This is a genomic window from Herminiimonas fonticola, assembly GCF_040395855.1.
GTDB lineage: Bacteria > Pseudomonadota > Gammaproteobacteria > Burkholderiales > Burkholderiaceae_D > Oxalicibacterium > Oxalicibacterium fonticola_A.
The window spans coordinates 1-12,609 of record NZ_JBEBPO010000077.1; the positions used below are offsets into that span (position 1 = coordinate 1).

A 12,609-nucleotide genomic window follows, 5' to 3' on the forward strand; every position below is an offset into this window, starting at 1 on the left:
AAAAAATGTTGCGCGAAGCGGTGCAACTTGCTCAAGAAAATCGCGAGCGAGGCGGCCGGCCATTCGGTGCAGTATTGGCGATTGATAATGAAGTGATTGCAGTCGGTGTGAATAACATTGTGCATAGTCACGATCCAACGACACACGCGGAAATGGAAGCGATACGTAGCGCCAGCCAGCGTTTGGGACGTCCCAATCTGAAAGGCAGCGTGATCTATGCAAGCGGTCACCCATGCCCTATGTGTCTGGCTGCCATGGTCCTGACCGGTGTGGATGCTGTCTACTACGCATTTGACAATAAGGATGCCGCACCTTATGGGCTTTCCAGCGATGCGGCTTATCAAGCATTGAACTTGTCGCTGCTGTCGCCACCTTTGCCGCTTGTCCGGCTCGATGTCGGCATCACTGCTGCGCAGTTGTACGGCGTGCAAGGTGAATGTGCGTAGGTTGAAATTGCTTTGGCAAGCATCGTTTTTCCGGCGCCATTTTTTTTCTGCATGCAAGTCAAGTCATTGCTTTCAAGATCGAGGTCGCTAGCTGCCGGTACAGTTCATCCCGGGTTGCCAATATGTTTGAGCAGTGGTATTTGTACGCAAGCTGTTTTTCCCGGCGCGCGCAAAATAGATTGAGATTGTCGGAGATATGAAAATATTAAAATGGACGAGAGACAGTCTACTGATCGTTTTACTTTTGCAGTTATGTGCTTGCGGCACTCTGCATGCAATCAACAATACGGAAGCAGGAGCTGGTACTCAGGCCCTGGATGTCTGGGATCGATGGGTAGAGTCGGAAGGTGATATCGCAGCTGCGACTACCTGGAGTCGTAAAGTCAAGGATGGCATATCGATTGCAGAAGTCGAGCAGGCATTCGACAGCGTTGCTGCCGAAGACAATATTAAATCTGTCGGCCAGTTTCATCTTTCGCGAGAATTGGAATTACGTACCGGCAAACCTCAGCTTTTCCTGAAAGTGTATTCATTTTGCAGTCCCATCATTGCGCGGAAAATGATTGATTTCAGTCCGCACATGGCGGCTTACATGCCATGTCGTCTGACGATTGTTGAAAAAGAGGATGGGCTGTGGATTTATTCGCTGAATATGGACATGCTGTTAGGCATGGGTCGAAAAATGCCGCCAGATTTGCGCGCATCTGTACATAAGGTTCGCGACACGATCTGGAAAATGATGGAGAGAGGCGCACTTGGCGAATTCTGATCATTCGCTTGACACCGGCAGCGATCGTTAGGCAATATTTGCATATATAACTATATAAGCAAATTGTATTGAACTCCACATTGGAGTTCAGACATGGAGACCTGATGCATCCTTATCTGAAAACCTTCGGTTTCGTTTGGGCTGTGCTCGTTGCATTCAACGTATGCGCGGCGCAACTCAATGACATAGAGCTAAACCCTATCAAAGTGTCGCCTCATGTGTATTTCTTTGAGGGTGATTCGGGTATGGCGAGTGCTGCGAACAAGGGCTTCATGTCAAACGCAGGCTTCGTCGTTACCAATGCAGGTGTTGTGGTGTTCGATGCATTGGCTACACCGACGCTGGGGCAGGCGATGGTAAGAGCGATCAGGAAAGTAACGCCCCAACCCATCCGACGAGTGATTGTCAGCCATTATCATGCCGACCATTTTTACGGCCTGCAGGTATTGAAAGAGCAGGGCGCGGAAGTATGGGCACACGAAAATGCGCGTGCCACACTGGCTTCGGATGATACCAAGGCGCGCCTGAAGCAACGCAGGGCCGACCTTGCTCCGTGGGTCAACAGCAAGACGCGTTTGATCCCTGCAGATAGATGGCTGAATTTCACTGATGCGAAGACGATTGCATTTGAGATGGGCGGCCTGCATTTTCGCGTCATTGACTCCAGCGGAGCCCATTCGTCGGAAGACATCATGTTGTTTGTCGAAGAAGACAAGGTCTTGTTTGCCGGCGATCTGTTTTTCACAGGCCGGATTCCATTCGTAGGTAGTGCCGATAGCAAACGCTGGCTGGAAGCACTGGATCGCATGCTGGAAGTCAAACCTGAATTTGTTATCCCTGGCCATGGCCGGATGTCGACCGAACCTGCAAAGGACATGCAGTTGACACGCGAGTATCTGATTTTTCTACGGAAAAAAATGGGTGAGGCCGTTGCTGACCTGATACCGTTTGATGAAGCCTATCTTGCAGTAGACTGGTCCCGATTCGAAAAATATCCGGCATTCCAGCCGGCGAATCGTATCAATGCCTATGGCAGTTATTTGCTGATGGAAAAAGAAAGTCTCGGTACGCAATAATCGATTCGATTTGATAGGAGAATAAAATGAAATTTCTGCGTAAAGTCTCCATGGCCATTCTATTGGCTGCCATCGGCATGCTTGCTGCCAACGCTGCGGAACGTGAAGAAAAGGTGGTTTATCACATTAGCGATAGCGCGGTTGCGACTGCTGCGTTGAACAATATTCGCAACCATTTGGCTGCCAGTCCAAAAGCCAAGATCGTCGTCGTCACCCATGGTCCCGGCATCGATTTTTTGCTGGAAGGTGCGAAGAATAAAAATGGCAATCCCTATGACGCCACCGTGCAGGAACTGTCGATGCGCCACAATGTTGAATTCCGCGTTTGCAACAATACTTTGGAAGCGCGAAAAATTGACAAGGCGCAGGTGATACCGGAAGCGACCATCGTGCCCTCCGGTGTTGCTGAAGTGGCGCGATTGCAGATACGTGAAGGGTATGCCTATCTGAAGCCGTAATGACGGCTGTCAGCCAGGACCACTATTGTATGATGAGGACCTGGAGTTTGAAGCTGCGTGACGCACATCGGTGCAATGGAGTGAGCGCATCTTTGATCGATTGATTGAATTTTGCTTGCTTATTATTTGAACGGTCTTGATTGTGGATAAGAATTTTAACAAAGAGAGCATGAACGAGGTGTTCGAGGAAGTAGCCAATTACTTTTCTCTGCTGTGCGAACCAACTCGTCTCAAGATTCTTTATGCAGTGTGTAACGGCGAGCGATCGGTTGGGGATATCGTGGCACAAGTCGAGTCGACGCAGGCCAATGTATCGCGCCAGCTGACCCTGCTCTATAGAGCCAAAATTCTTGCGCGTCGCAAGGAGGGGACTCAGGTTTTTTATCGGGTTGATGATGAAAAGACAATCGACCTGTGCAAATCGGTTTGTGGACGTATTGCCGTAGAGGTCGGTGGCGAACCGATGCTCGCAATGGTTCCTCCCGTTGCGGAAAAAAGACGACAAATCAATTAAGCAAAGCAATCAAAAAAAGGGCTAGTTGTTTTCATAAATATGCGTTTATAGTTATATGCGCATATAAATAAATACAAGCAGGTTCAAGCGGGAGACATTGCGTGGCAAATGACATAAAAAAAACGGGCCGCATATTGCGTGCGCCTGAAAACTTTGTGGACCCGGTACTGGCCCACGAAATTACAAGCAAGGGTTTGAGCGAGGAACGGCGCGGCTTTCTGCGCAAGAGTTTTCTCGCGGCTGGAGCTGCAATGGCCGGCGGCGTTCCGTTGGCACGTGCTGCGATGCCGGACGGCGATCCCAATATTCTGAATCTGCCTGAGCATTCAACCACACTGGGTCAACCGGTCGTTACAAATGGCTATGGTGTTCCTTCCAAATATGAAACCAACCTGCTGCGCCGCGAATCCCCCGGGCTGACGCGCGTAGGCGCGGCATCTGTGTCGTTCGCGCCATTGCAGGGTTTGTTTGGCATTATTACGCCGAGCGGCCTGCATTTCGAGCGCCATCATCAGGGCTGGCATGACATCGATCCGAGCAAGCATCGCTTCATGATCAATGGTCTGGTGAAAAATCCCAAGGTGTACACCATGGATGATTTGATGCGCCTGCCATCGGTATCGCGCATGCATTTCATCGAATGCGGAGCCAACACTGCAATGGAGTGGGGCAACGTCGCCGTGCCGACTGTGCAATATTCACACGGCATGCTGAGCTGCTGCGAATTTACCGGCGTGCCTTTGTCCGTATTGCTTGAAGACTGCGGTTACGACAAGAAGAACGGCAAGTTTGTACTCGCTGAAGGTGCAGATGGTTCGAGCATGACCCGAACCATTGCGATGGATCGTGCACTGGATGATGTGATCGTTGCCTGGGGTATGAATGGTGAAATGCTGCGTCCGGAAAACGGTTACCCGTTGCGTCTGGTTGTGCCGGGCGTGCAGGGCGTGTCATGGGTCAAATGGCTGCGCCGTATCGAGGTTGGCGATAAGCCATATGCAACCAAGGATGAGGCGATCCACTATATCGATGCAATGCCGGATGGCATGTACCGTCAATACACGTCGGTACAGGAGTGCAAATCGGTTATCACCACACCGTCCGCCGGGCAAATGCTGCTGGATAAAGGCTTCTACAACATCACTGGTCTGGCATGGTCGGGGCGCGGCAAGATCAAGCGCGTCGATGTATCTGTCGATGGCGGCCGCAACTGGCGCACTGCAAGACTGGAAGGGCCTGTCAATACCAAGTGCCTGACGCGTTTCAACATCAACTGGGTCTGGGACGGTTCGCCAGTCGTATTGCAATCGCGCGCGATTGACGAGACCGGCTATGTACAGCCGAAGATCAATGAGTTGCGCGAAGTGCGCGGTACACGCTCCATTTATCACAACAATGCGATCCAGTCGTGGAAAGTGTCGGAATCAGGCGAGGTGTCGAATGTCCAGGTTTATTAAAACCGTCGTCGCGCTGGCACTGGTCGCGACCGGTGCAATTGCATGCGCGCAAACTGCTTATCCGCATATCGGCCGCACGGCGACCGAGAAGGAAATTGCTGCGTGGGATATTGATGTGCGCCCCGATTTCAAGGGCTTGCCTAAGGGATCAGGTACCGTCAGCAAGGGCATGGAAGTGTGGGAGGGGAAGTGTGCATCCTGTCACGGTACTTTCGGTGAGTCGAACGAAGTGTTCACGCCTATCGTCGGTGGCACGACCAAGGAAGATGTCAAGACGGGACGTGTCGCTGCACTGGTTACCAACAAGCAGCCGCAACGCACCACGATGATGAAGGTTGCGACCGTATCGACCTTGTGGGATTACATCAATCGCGCCATGCCCTGGACGGCGCCGAAGTCGCTGACGACAGAAGAAGTCTACGCAGTGACAGCCTACATCCTGAATATGGCGGAAGTCTTGCCGGACGACTTTACTTTGTCGGACAAGAATATCGCTGAGGTACAAAAGCTCATGCCGAATCGTAACGGCATGACGCAAAAACATGGCATGTGGGATGTCAAAGGCAAGCCGGATGTGAAGAGTGTTGCGTGCATGAAGGATTGCCCGGCCAGCAGCGATATTCGTTCGTCCTTGCCTGCGCCATCCAGAAATGCGCACGGCAATATTCAGGAACAGAATCGCACCTTCGGTGAAGTGCGTGGCGTGAATACAAGCATGCCTGCATCAGTGGTGCCGGTTTCTTCTGCAGCGCGCAAGTCTGCTGCAGCAACTGCGATGCCGGCCGCAGCTTCAGAGGCTGCAGCCAAACCGAAGGCGCTGGGTTTGGCAAAACAATATGCCTGCGTTGCCTGTCATGGCATCAACAACAAAATAGTGGGGCCGGGATTCAATGAGATCGCCGCCAAATACAAGGGCGATTCTGCCGCCGCAACCACATTGTTCAACCGGGTAAAGAATGGCAGCAGCGGCGCATGGGGGCCTGTGCCTATGCCGGCCCAGGCGCATGTCAAGGATGAAGATGTGAAGACTCTGGTGAACTGGATTCTGTCCGGCGCCAAGTAAGCAGGTGTTACTACGGCAGCAGTAACGAGAATGTTGGATTGAAGTTGTGAATACGCAGTGCGTAATGGACGCGTAAAAATGGAAGTAATAAATCAATAATCAGGAGACAGTATGAACAAAGCAGTACCCGCCATCTTGTTAGCGTTATTTTCAATCGGCGCATCGGCTGCTGAACATCAGATCAAGATGGTCAATAGTGGCAAGGACGGCATCATGGCCTTCGAGCCGGCCTTTCTCAAGGTAGCGAAAGGTGATACGGTCAAGTTCATCAAGGTCGACGCGTCGCATAACAGTGCTTCCGTTCTTGTACCTGCGGGCGCGGCTACCTGGAAGGGCAAGATGGATGAAGAAGTCTCGATTCCTCTTACCACGGAAGGCGTGTACGTTTATGTCTGCGATCCGCATAAAACCATGGGCATGGCCGGCGTTATTCAAGTCGGCAATGCTGTCAATCTGGATGCAGCAAAACAGGAATCCGAAAAATTATCGAAGAGCTTTGTCATGAACAAGGATCGCCTTGCCAAGGCGCTTGCGCAGGTAAAGTAAGTTGTTGCATTGCCGTTGAGGAGATGACGGTTTTATTTTTATAAAGAGGAGAAGTATATGAATCAGAGTCGACGTGACGCGCTGCGTATAGCAACGGTACTCGGGCTGGCAATCACGGCTGGCATCTTGAAGCCAAGCGACGTCTTTGCAGCCGATTGGAAGTCTGGCGGTTTCGATGCGAAGTCGCTGCAGGACACCTTGAAATCGCTGGGTGCGAGTGGTGCACAGATCAGTACCGACATCGCAGTCAATGGGCCTGACATTGCAGAAAACGGTGCAGTCGTGCCGGTGTCCGTCACCAGCAAGCTGCCGAAAACGGAATTCATGGCGATCCTGGTCGAGAAGAATCCGAATCCGCTGTCGGCAAGTTTCACCATTCCGGAAGGTACAGAACCAACCGTCAGTACGCGCGTAAAAATGGGCGGCACCTCGAATGTGCATGCATTGGTCAAGGCTGATGGCAAGTGGCTGATCGCGAGTAAAGAGATCAAGGTCACCCTTGGTGGTTGTGGCGGTTAATCAACGACTGTTCAACACCTGTTCATAACAATTTTGAGGGGAATATTATGGGAAATCCGATGCGCATTCGCGCCAGTGCAAGCGGCGACGTCGTCGAAGTGAAGGTCTTGATGCGTCACGATATGGAAACCGGTCAACGCAAGGATGCAGCCGGTGCAGTCATTCCTGCGCACTTTATCCAGAGTCTGGTTGCCAAGTGCAACGACAAGGTTGTACTCGATAGCCTGATGGGTACATCGATATCGAAAGATCCATTCCTGTCGTTCAAATTCAAAGGTGGTGCAAAAGGTGACAAGATCACCATAACGTGGACTGACAACACTGGAGACAGCCGTACCGACGAAACGGTCATTTCGTAGGATTGGTAGCGGACGCATGACGATGTTATGCGATCCATATCTGCAATGTGGCAAAGACCGCATCAGTTAAATTTAAGGAGACGTTATGAAATGCATAGGCTATTTTCTTGCTGCGCTTGCCTTTGGCGCAACTTCGTATGCCACGGCTGATACAAGCGACGAGATCGCAAAATACCGCCAGTTGCTGGCCGATGGCAACCCTGCAGAATTGTGGGAAATGCGAGGGGAGGAGTTGTGGAAAACGAAGGCAGGCCCCAAAAACGCCACCCTTGAAAAATGTGATCTTGGCAAAGGGCCCGGTATCGTCAAGGGAGCTTATGCAGAACTTCCCCGGTATTTCAAGGATGTAAACAAGGTCATGGATCTTGAGCAGCGCCTGATGCATTGCCGCATGACCTTGCAAGGTCTGACGCTCGAGCAGGCCACCGCCGTTCCCTTTGGCGCGACCGGCAAGCCATCGCTGATCGAACCTATGGTCTCCTACATCACGGCCGAATCTCGCGGTATGAAGATGTCGGTGCCGATGTCGCATCCAGAGGAAAAGCGTGCGTATGAAATCGGCAAGAAGGTTTTCTTCTACCGGGGCGGCTCTCATGATTTCGCCTGCGCTACTTGCCATGCGACCGACAAACAGCGCATTCGCTTGCAGGATCTGCCTAATTTGCTCAACAAGAACGATGCACAGGCAGCCTATGGAACCTGGCCGGCTTATCGCGTCTCGCAAGGTGAGGTGCGTACGATGCAGCATCGTCTCAACGATTGTTTCCGGCAGCAGCGCTTCCCGACGCCCGTATACGGTTCGGACGTGATTACTGCCGTGACCATGTTCTTGGCAAAGAATGCCGACGGTGGCGTCTATAACGGCCCAGCGCTGAAACGATAAGGGAGACCACCATGAAAAAAATAGCTATCGTATTGACAGTCGCGGCAGCCATTGCCGGGTGCGCTACAGTGACGGCCGAAACCGATTACGGCAAAGCCGCCATCGCCATGATGAAATCCGACTTCAAGTCCAAGGGGCCGGCCACTCTGGAACGCGTTCTCAAACAGGACGAGGCGCAGAAATTGTGTAGTGAGTATCCGTCTGATGTGCCGAAAGACAAGGCTGCTGCACTGGAAGCTTCTCAACTGAAAACGGTCAAATATCCGGCCGATGGAAAATATCTGGGCAACTGGAAGGAAGGCGAGAAAGTTGCGCAGAATGGTCGCGGCATGCAATCGTCCGACAAGGTCGGCAGTGTGAACGGCGGTAACTGCTATGCCTGTCACCAGATCAGCAAAGAGGAAATCTCTTTCGGCAATATCGGTCCTTCGCTGTATCAGTACGGCAAGCTTCGTGGTCAAAGCGAGGATATGATGAAATATACCTGGGCCAAGATTTATAACGCACAGGCTTTCACTGCATGTTCCAACATGCCGCGCTTCGGCCATAACGGCATCCTTGAAGAAAAACAGATCAAGGATGTCATGGCCTTGCTGCTGGACCCTGCATCGCCCGTCAATAAATAACGACGGCGACTGCTACATCGAGATGCGCGAAGCATCGCGCATCTCGATACTTTCATTTTTGCTGCATCGGCCTCTTGAACTAGGCGCCGGTGCACGCTTTATCGTATCTCTTTGAGGAAACAAGATGGCCCTGAATCGTCGTGAATTCATCCAGGTCATGGGTATTGCGGCCGCTGGCGGCATGCTGCTCGACGCACCTACAGCTATCGCTGCGCCATCCGCCAGCAAGCTGTATGACATACCCCGCTTCGGCAATGTTCACTTCCTGCATTTCACTGATTGTCATGCACAGTTAAAGCCGATTTATTTCCGCGAACCGAACGTCAATCTGGGTGTGGGCGAAGCGGTAGGACGCATGCCGCATCTGGTCGGCGAACATTTGCTGAAGCACATTGGCGTACGTCCGAATACGCCGGAAGCCTATGCATTCAGCTACCTGAACTTCGAGAAAGCAGCACAGACCTACGGCAAGGTCGGCGGATTTGCGCATCTGGCGACTCTGGTAAAACGCATGAAAGCGAGCCGCCCCGGCGCCTTGCTGCTGGATGGCGGCGACACCTGGCAGGGCTCGGCCACTGCACTGTGGACCAATGGACAGGATATGGTTGATGCCTGTCTGGCATTGGGCGTCGACGTGATGACCGCACACTGGGAAATGACACTGGGCGACAAGCGGGTAAAGGAAATCGTCGAGAAGGATTTCAAGGGCAAGGTTGATTTCGTGGCCCAGAACATCAAGACCACGGATTTCGGCGATCCAGTTTTTCCGCCCTACGTATTGAAGGAAATGAATGGCGTGAAGATTGCCGTCATCGGCCAGGCATTCCCGTACACACCGATCGCCAACCCACGCTATATGGTGCCGGACTGGAGCTTCGGCATCCAGGAAGAGAACATGCAGTTGATGGTGGACGAAGCACGCAGCAAGGGCGCGCAGGTTGTCGTTGTACTGTCGCATAACGGTATGGACGTCGATATCAAGATGGCCTCGCGCGTGCGCGGCATCGACGCCATCATGGGCGGCCACACGCATGATGGTATGCCGGCGCCGATCATCGTCAGCAATGCGGGCGGCAAGACTTTGGTGACCAACGCCGGCAGCAACAGCAAGTTCCTCGGCGTGCTCGACTTCGACGTGCGCGGTGGCAAGGTGCAGGGATACAAATACCGTCTGTTGCCAGTATTTTCCAATTTCCTGCCAGCCGATAGGGAAATGGATGCATTGATCACCAAGATCCGTGCACCTTACGAATCGAAATTGGGCGAGCAGCTGGCAATGACCGAAGGCACGCTTTATCGCCGCGGCAACTTCAACGGCACGTTTGATCAATTGATCGTCGATGCACTGATGGATGTGAAGGGTGCCGATATCGCGCTTTCTCCCGGATTCCGCTGGGGCACTTCGCTGTTGCCGAACAGCCCGATCCTGATGGAACAGTTGATGGACCAGACGGCGACCACGTATTCATACAGCACGCTGACCGAACTGAGCGGCGACACGATCAAGACCATCATGGAAGACGTGGCCGATAATCTTTTCAATCCGGATCCTTATTATCAGCAGGGCGGCGATATGGTGCGCGTAGGCGGCATGACTTACGCAATCGAACCTAACGCAAAAATGGGGGCGCGTATCCAGGATATGCGCTTGAACGGCAAGTTGATTGATGCGGCGAAGAAGTACAAGGTTGCCGGATGGGCGCCGGTCGCCGAGGGTGCAAGCGGTGAACCGGTTTGGGATGTCGTTGCACAATGGTTGCGTACCAATAAAACCATTACGCCACGCAAGCTCAACACACCGCGCATCATAGGCATGGAAGGTAATCCAGGCATTGCTCCTTGAGCGTGAGGAAAAGAATATGAAAAAAATCTTTTCCCTGCTTGCCTGTTGCTTTGTGTGCTTGCCGGCGCTTGCTTTTGATGCGGCCAAAGTGCCGGCGATGAAGCAATCCAAAGCCGGCAAGTATCTGGATGCGGCCGAAGCCAGCACATTGAAAAACCAGTTGGGTGCCAAGGCTTATTTTGTCGATGTGCGTACCCGAGCGGAAGTGTCGTATGTCGGCATGGCGACACCGGTCGATGCAAATATTCCATATGTCGAGCATCCGTACGATGCGCCGTGGGACGATAAAAACGCGCGTTTTAAATTGGAGGTCAATAGTGATTTCGCTCCTGAACTGGCACGCCGCATGGAATCGGCGGGCATGGGCAAGGACGACGCTGTCATCCTGATTTGCCGTTCCGGCGATCGCAGTGCACGGGCAGCCAGCTTGTTAAGCGATCTCGGCTACACCAGGGTGTATACGGTAGTAGACGGTTTCGAGGGCGATGTGGCCAAGGATGGGCCACGCGCCGGTGAGCGGGTAGTCAATGGATGGAAAAATTCAGGCCTGCCATGGAGTTACAAGCTCGAAAAAAGCAAGATGTATTTCCCTAAATTCTGACGCATGCAGACGTGTGACGACTCTTTTTTAAATCTCTTTCAGGATGCCTGCCATGCATAAGGTGTTGCTATCGCTTGCCCTGATTGTTTGCATTCTTTCGGATGCGAGCCTGGTGATCGGTCATGCGCAAGGGGCTGAAGCAAAACCGGGCGTGGTGCCGCCACTGGTTGACCTGGGGCATGACGGAGAAATATCCAGGCTTGAAAAAAAACCGGTCATTCTTTTCTTTTCGTTGCCGGATTGTTCTTACTGCAAAGTGGTGCGGCAAAACTATCTTTCCCCTTTGCTGCGTAATCATGCTGCAAAGGACCGTCCCCTCATTCGCGAGGTAGACATGATGAGTCTGAAAGAGGTGAAGCATGCCGATCATCGCCTGACAACTCAACGTGATGTGGCAAAACGCTTCAACATAGTTGCTGCGCCCACCGTGCTGTTCATCGATGGAAATGGCAATGTCCTCACTGCACCGATAGTGGGCGGGGATATTGCAGGCTTGTACGGCGGGTATCTTGACAATGCATTTGCCGAGTCGGCCAGGAAACTGGCAGGGGTACCTGATAACAAGAGAGAACAGAATCCCTAGTGTGTAGAAACAAGGTTTGATAAAAAATGGAACGATATTGCATCGTTCCATTTTTTATTTGCAAACTCATTGCTTACAACCTGCACATTGCAATTCTCTTTATATATATGCACTTCTTGCATATATTCAGTATATATTTGTATACATGGAAAGTCAGGCGGCACATCGCAGCTTGATGTGTCTGTCGCTTGCCATATCCGAAAAAATATACAAGGAGACAACATGGCTGAAATGAGTAGACGTGGGATGTTGCAGGCCGCCGGCTTGATGACATTGGGAGCAGTCAGCGGTTGCGCCACATCGCGTGGCGAAGGTGGTGGCGACAAGGCACTTTTTTCCGTCGCACAGCCATCGATTCCTATCGTTGGCAGCAATGAACGTTTCCCTGTGCGCCGTATTTACTGCATAGGTCGCAATTACGCGGCGCATGCTCGCGAAATGGGCTCGGATCCGACACGCGAACCACCTTTCTTTTTTCAAAAGCCAAGTGACTCGATTCAATATATCGCGCCAGGCAAGACGGTTGATCATCCATACCCGACGCTGACGAAAAATTACCACTACGAAATCGAGCTGGTTGCAGCGATCAGCAAGGGTGGTAGAAACATTCCCGTTGAAACAGCCTTGCAACATGTCTTCGGTTACGCGGTCGGCCTGGATATGACACGTCGCGATTTGCAGGCCGCGATGAAGAAGGAAGAGAAACCGTGGGAAATCGGCAAGAGTTTCGACATGTCGGCACCTATCGGGCCCTTGCATCCTGCGGCCAGCATCGGCAGTTTTACGCAAGGGAAAATCTGGCTCAAGGTAAACGGCCAGGTCAAGCAAAGCTCGGATTTGAACAAAATGATCTGGTCAGTGGCCGA

Annotated in this window: 16 protein-coding genes; all 16 read left to right on the forward strand. The window is 52.2% G+C overall.

Features of this window, described 5'->3' with window-relative positions:
* Window positions 1-5: 5 nt before the first annotated feature.
* A complete protein-coding gene (locus tag ABWP27_RS09875; protein ID WP_353156111.1) occupies window positions 6-446 on the forward strand; it encodes a nucleoside deaminase in 441 nt (146 codons plus the stop codon).
* 196 nt (window positions 447-642) lie between these two features.
* Window positions 643-1,215 carry a DUF302 domain-containing protein gene (locus ABWP27_RS09880; protein WP_353156085.1) on the forward strand — a complete coding sequence of 191 codons (573 nt, stop codon included), beginning with the start codon at window positions 643-645 and terminating at the stop codon, window positions 1,213-1,215.
* Window positions 1,216-1,487: 272 nt separating this feature from the next.
* Entirely contained in the window at window positions 1,488-2,291 is an 804-nt protein-coding gene (locus ABWP27_RS09885) for an MBL fold metallo-hydrolase (RefSeq protein WP_353156087.1), read from the forward strand.
* Between the two features lie 26 nt (window positions 2,292-2,317).
* Window positions 2,318-2,749, forward strand: coding sequence for a DsrE family protein (locus tag ABWP27_RS09890; RefSeq protein ID WP_353156088.1), 432 nt, complete (start codon window positions 2,318-2,320; stop codon window positions 2,747-2,749).
* 169 nt (window positions 2,750-2,918) lie between these two features.
* On the forward strand, window positions 2,919-3,263 hold the full coding sequence (locus tag ABWP27_RS09895) for an ArsR/SmtB family transcription factor (RefSeq protein WP_353156090.1): 345 nt from the start codon (window positions 2,919-2,921) through the stop codon (window positions 3,261-3,263).
* A gap of 101 nt (window positions 3,264-3,364) precedes the next feature.
* A complete protein-coding gene (gene soxC, locus ABWP27_RS09900) occupies window positions 3,365-4,720 on the forward strand; it encodes a sulfite dehydrogenase (RefSeq protein WP_353156092.1) in 1,356 nt (451 codons plus the stop codon).
* Window positions 4,704-5,783: a c-type cytochrome gene (locus tag ABWP27_RS09905; protein WP_353156093.1), complete on the forward strand. Its 1,080-nt coding sequence runs from the start codon at window positions 4,704-4,706 to the stop codon at window positions 5,781-5,783. Before soxC ends, ABWP27_RS09905 begins: the two co-directional genes overlap by 17 nt.
* 111 nt (window positions 5,784-5,894) lie before the next feature.
* Complete coding sequence (locus ABWP27_RS09910; RefSeq protein ID WP_353156095.1) at window positions 5,895-6,329, forward strand: pseudoazurin; 435 nt, start codon at window positions 5,895-5,897, stop codon at window positions 6,327-6,329.
* Between the two features lie 57 nt (window positions 6,330-6,386).
* Window positions 6,387-6,848: a thiosulfate oxidation carrier protein SoxY gene (soxY, locus tag ABWP27_RS09915; protein ID WP_353156097.1), complete on the forward strand. Its 462-nt coding sequence runs from the start codon at window positions 6,387-6,389 to the stop codon at window positions 6,846-6,848.
* Window positions 6,849-6,895: 47 nt separating this feature from the next.
* A complete protein-coding gene (gene soxZ, locus ABWP27_RS09920; RefSeq protein WP_353156098.1) occupies window positions 6,896-7,207 on the forward strand; it encodes a thiosulfate oxidation carrier complex protein SoxZ in 312 nt (103 codons plus the stop codon).
* An 85-nt stretch (window positions 7,208-7,292) separates the two neighbouring features.
* Window positions 7,293-8,090: a sulfur oxidation c-type cytochrome SoxA gene (gene soxA, locus ABWP27_RS09925; RefSeq protein WP_353156100.1), complete on the forward strand. Its 798-nt coding sequence runs from the start codon at window positions 7,293-7,295 to the stop codon at window positions 8,088-8,090.
* Between the two features lie 11 nt (window positions 8,091-8,101).
* Entirely contained in the window at window positions 8,102-8,716 is a 615-nt protein-coding gene (gene soxX, locus ABWP27_RS09930) for a sulfur oxidation c-type cytochrome SoxX (RefSeq protein WP_353156102.1), read from the forward strand.
* Between the two features lie 130 nt (window positions 8,717-8,846).
* On the forward strand, window positions 8,847-10,559 hold the full coding sequence (gene soxB / locus ABWP27_RS09935) for a thiosulfohydrolase SoxB (protein ID WP_502905333.1): 1,713 nt from the start codon (window positions 8,847-8,849) through the stop codon (window positions 10,557-10,559).
* Between the two features lie 16 nt (window positions 10,560-10,575).
* Window positions 10,576-11,160 carry a rhodanese-like domain-containing protein gene (locus ABWP27_RS09940; RefSeq protein WP_353156106.1) on the forward strand — a complete coding sequence of 195 codons (585 nt, stop codon included), beginning with the start codon at window positions 10,576-10,578 and terminating at the stop codon, window positions 11,158-11,160.
* A gap of 52 nt (window positions 11,161-11,212) precedes the next feature.
* On the forward strand, window positions 11,213-11,743 hold the full coding sequence (locus tag ABWP27_RS09945; RefSeq protein ID WP_353156108.1) for a thioredoxin family protein: 531 nt from the start codon (window positions 11,213-11,215) through the stop codon (window positions 11,741-11,743).
* A gap of 222 nt (window positions 11,744-11,965) precedes the next feature.
* Window positions 11,966-12,609: fumarylacetoacetate hydrolase family protein (locus tag ABWP27_RS09950; protein ID WP_353156109.1), on the forward strand; the 644-nt coding region annotated here is incomplete at its 3' end.

Excerpts from the sequence above, each read along its gene's own strand:
- ABWP27_RS09880 (WP_353156085.1), top strand. The coding sequence starts at position 643 with ATGAAAATATTAAAATGGACGAGAGACAGTCTACTGATCGTTTTACTT.
- soxZ (WP_353156098.1), top strand. The coding sequence starts at position 6,896 with ATGGGAAATCCGATGCGCATTCGCGCCAGTGCAAGCGGCGACGTCGTC.
- ABWP27_RS09945 (WP_353156108.1), top strand. The coding sequence starts at position 11,213 with ATGCATAAGGTGTTGCTATCGCTTGCCCTGATTGTTTGCATTCTTTCG.
- ABWP27_RS09875 (WP_353156111.1), top strand. The coding sequence starts at position 6 with ATGTTGCGCGAAGCGGTGCAACTTGCTCAAGAAAATCGCGAGCGAGGC.
- ABWP27_RS09895 (WP_353156090.1), top strand. The coding sequence starts at position 2,919 with ATGAACGAGGTGTTCGAGGAAGTAGCCAATTACTTTTCTCTGCTGTGC.
- ABWP27_RS09885 (WP_353156087.1), top strand. The coding sequence starts at position 1,488 with ATGTCAAACGCAGGCTTCGTCGTTACCAATGCAGGTGTTGTGGTGTTC.
- ABWP27_RS09940 (WP_353156106.1), top strand. The coding sequence starts at position 10,576 with ATGAAAAAAATCTTTTCCCTGCTTGCCTGTTGCTTTGTGTGCTTGCCG.
- soxA (WP_353156100.1), top strand. The coding sequence starts at position 7,293 with ATGAAATGCATAGGCTATTTTCTTGCTGCGCTTGCCTTTGGCGCAACT.
- ABWP27_RS09905 (WP_353156093.1), top strand. The coding sequence starts at position 4,704 with ATGTCCAGGTTTATTAAAACCGTCGTCGCGCTGGCACTGGTCGCGACC.
- ABWP27_RS09890 (WP_353156088.1), top strand. The coding sequence starts at position 2,318 with ATGAAATTTCTGCGTAAAGTCTCCATGGCCATTCTATTGGCTGCCATC.
- soxX (WP_353156102.1), top strand. The coding sequence starts at position 8,102 with ATGAAAAAAATAGCTATCGTATTGACAGTCGCGGCAGCCATTGCCGGG.
- ABWP27_RS09910 (WP_353156095.1), top strand. The coding sequence starts at position 5,895 with ATGAACAAAGCAGTACCCGCCATCTTGTTAGCGTTATTTTCAATCGGC.
- soxY (WP_353156097.1), top strand. The coding sequence starts at position 6,387 with ATGAATCAGAGTCGACGTGACGCGCTGCGTATAGCAACGGTACTCGGG.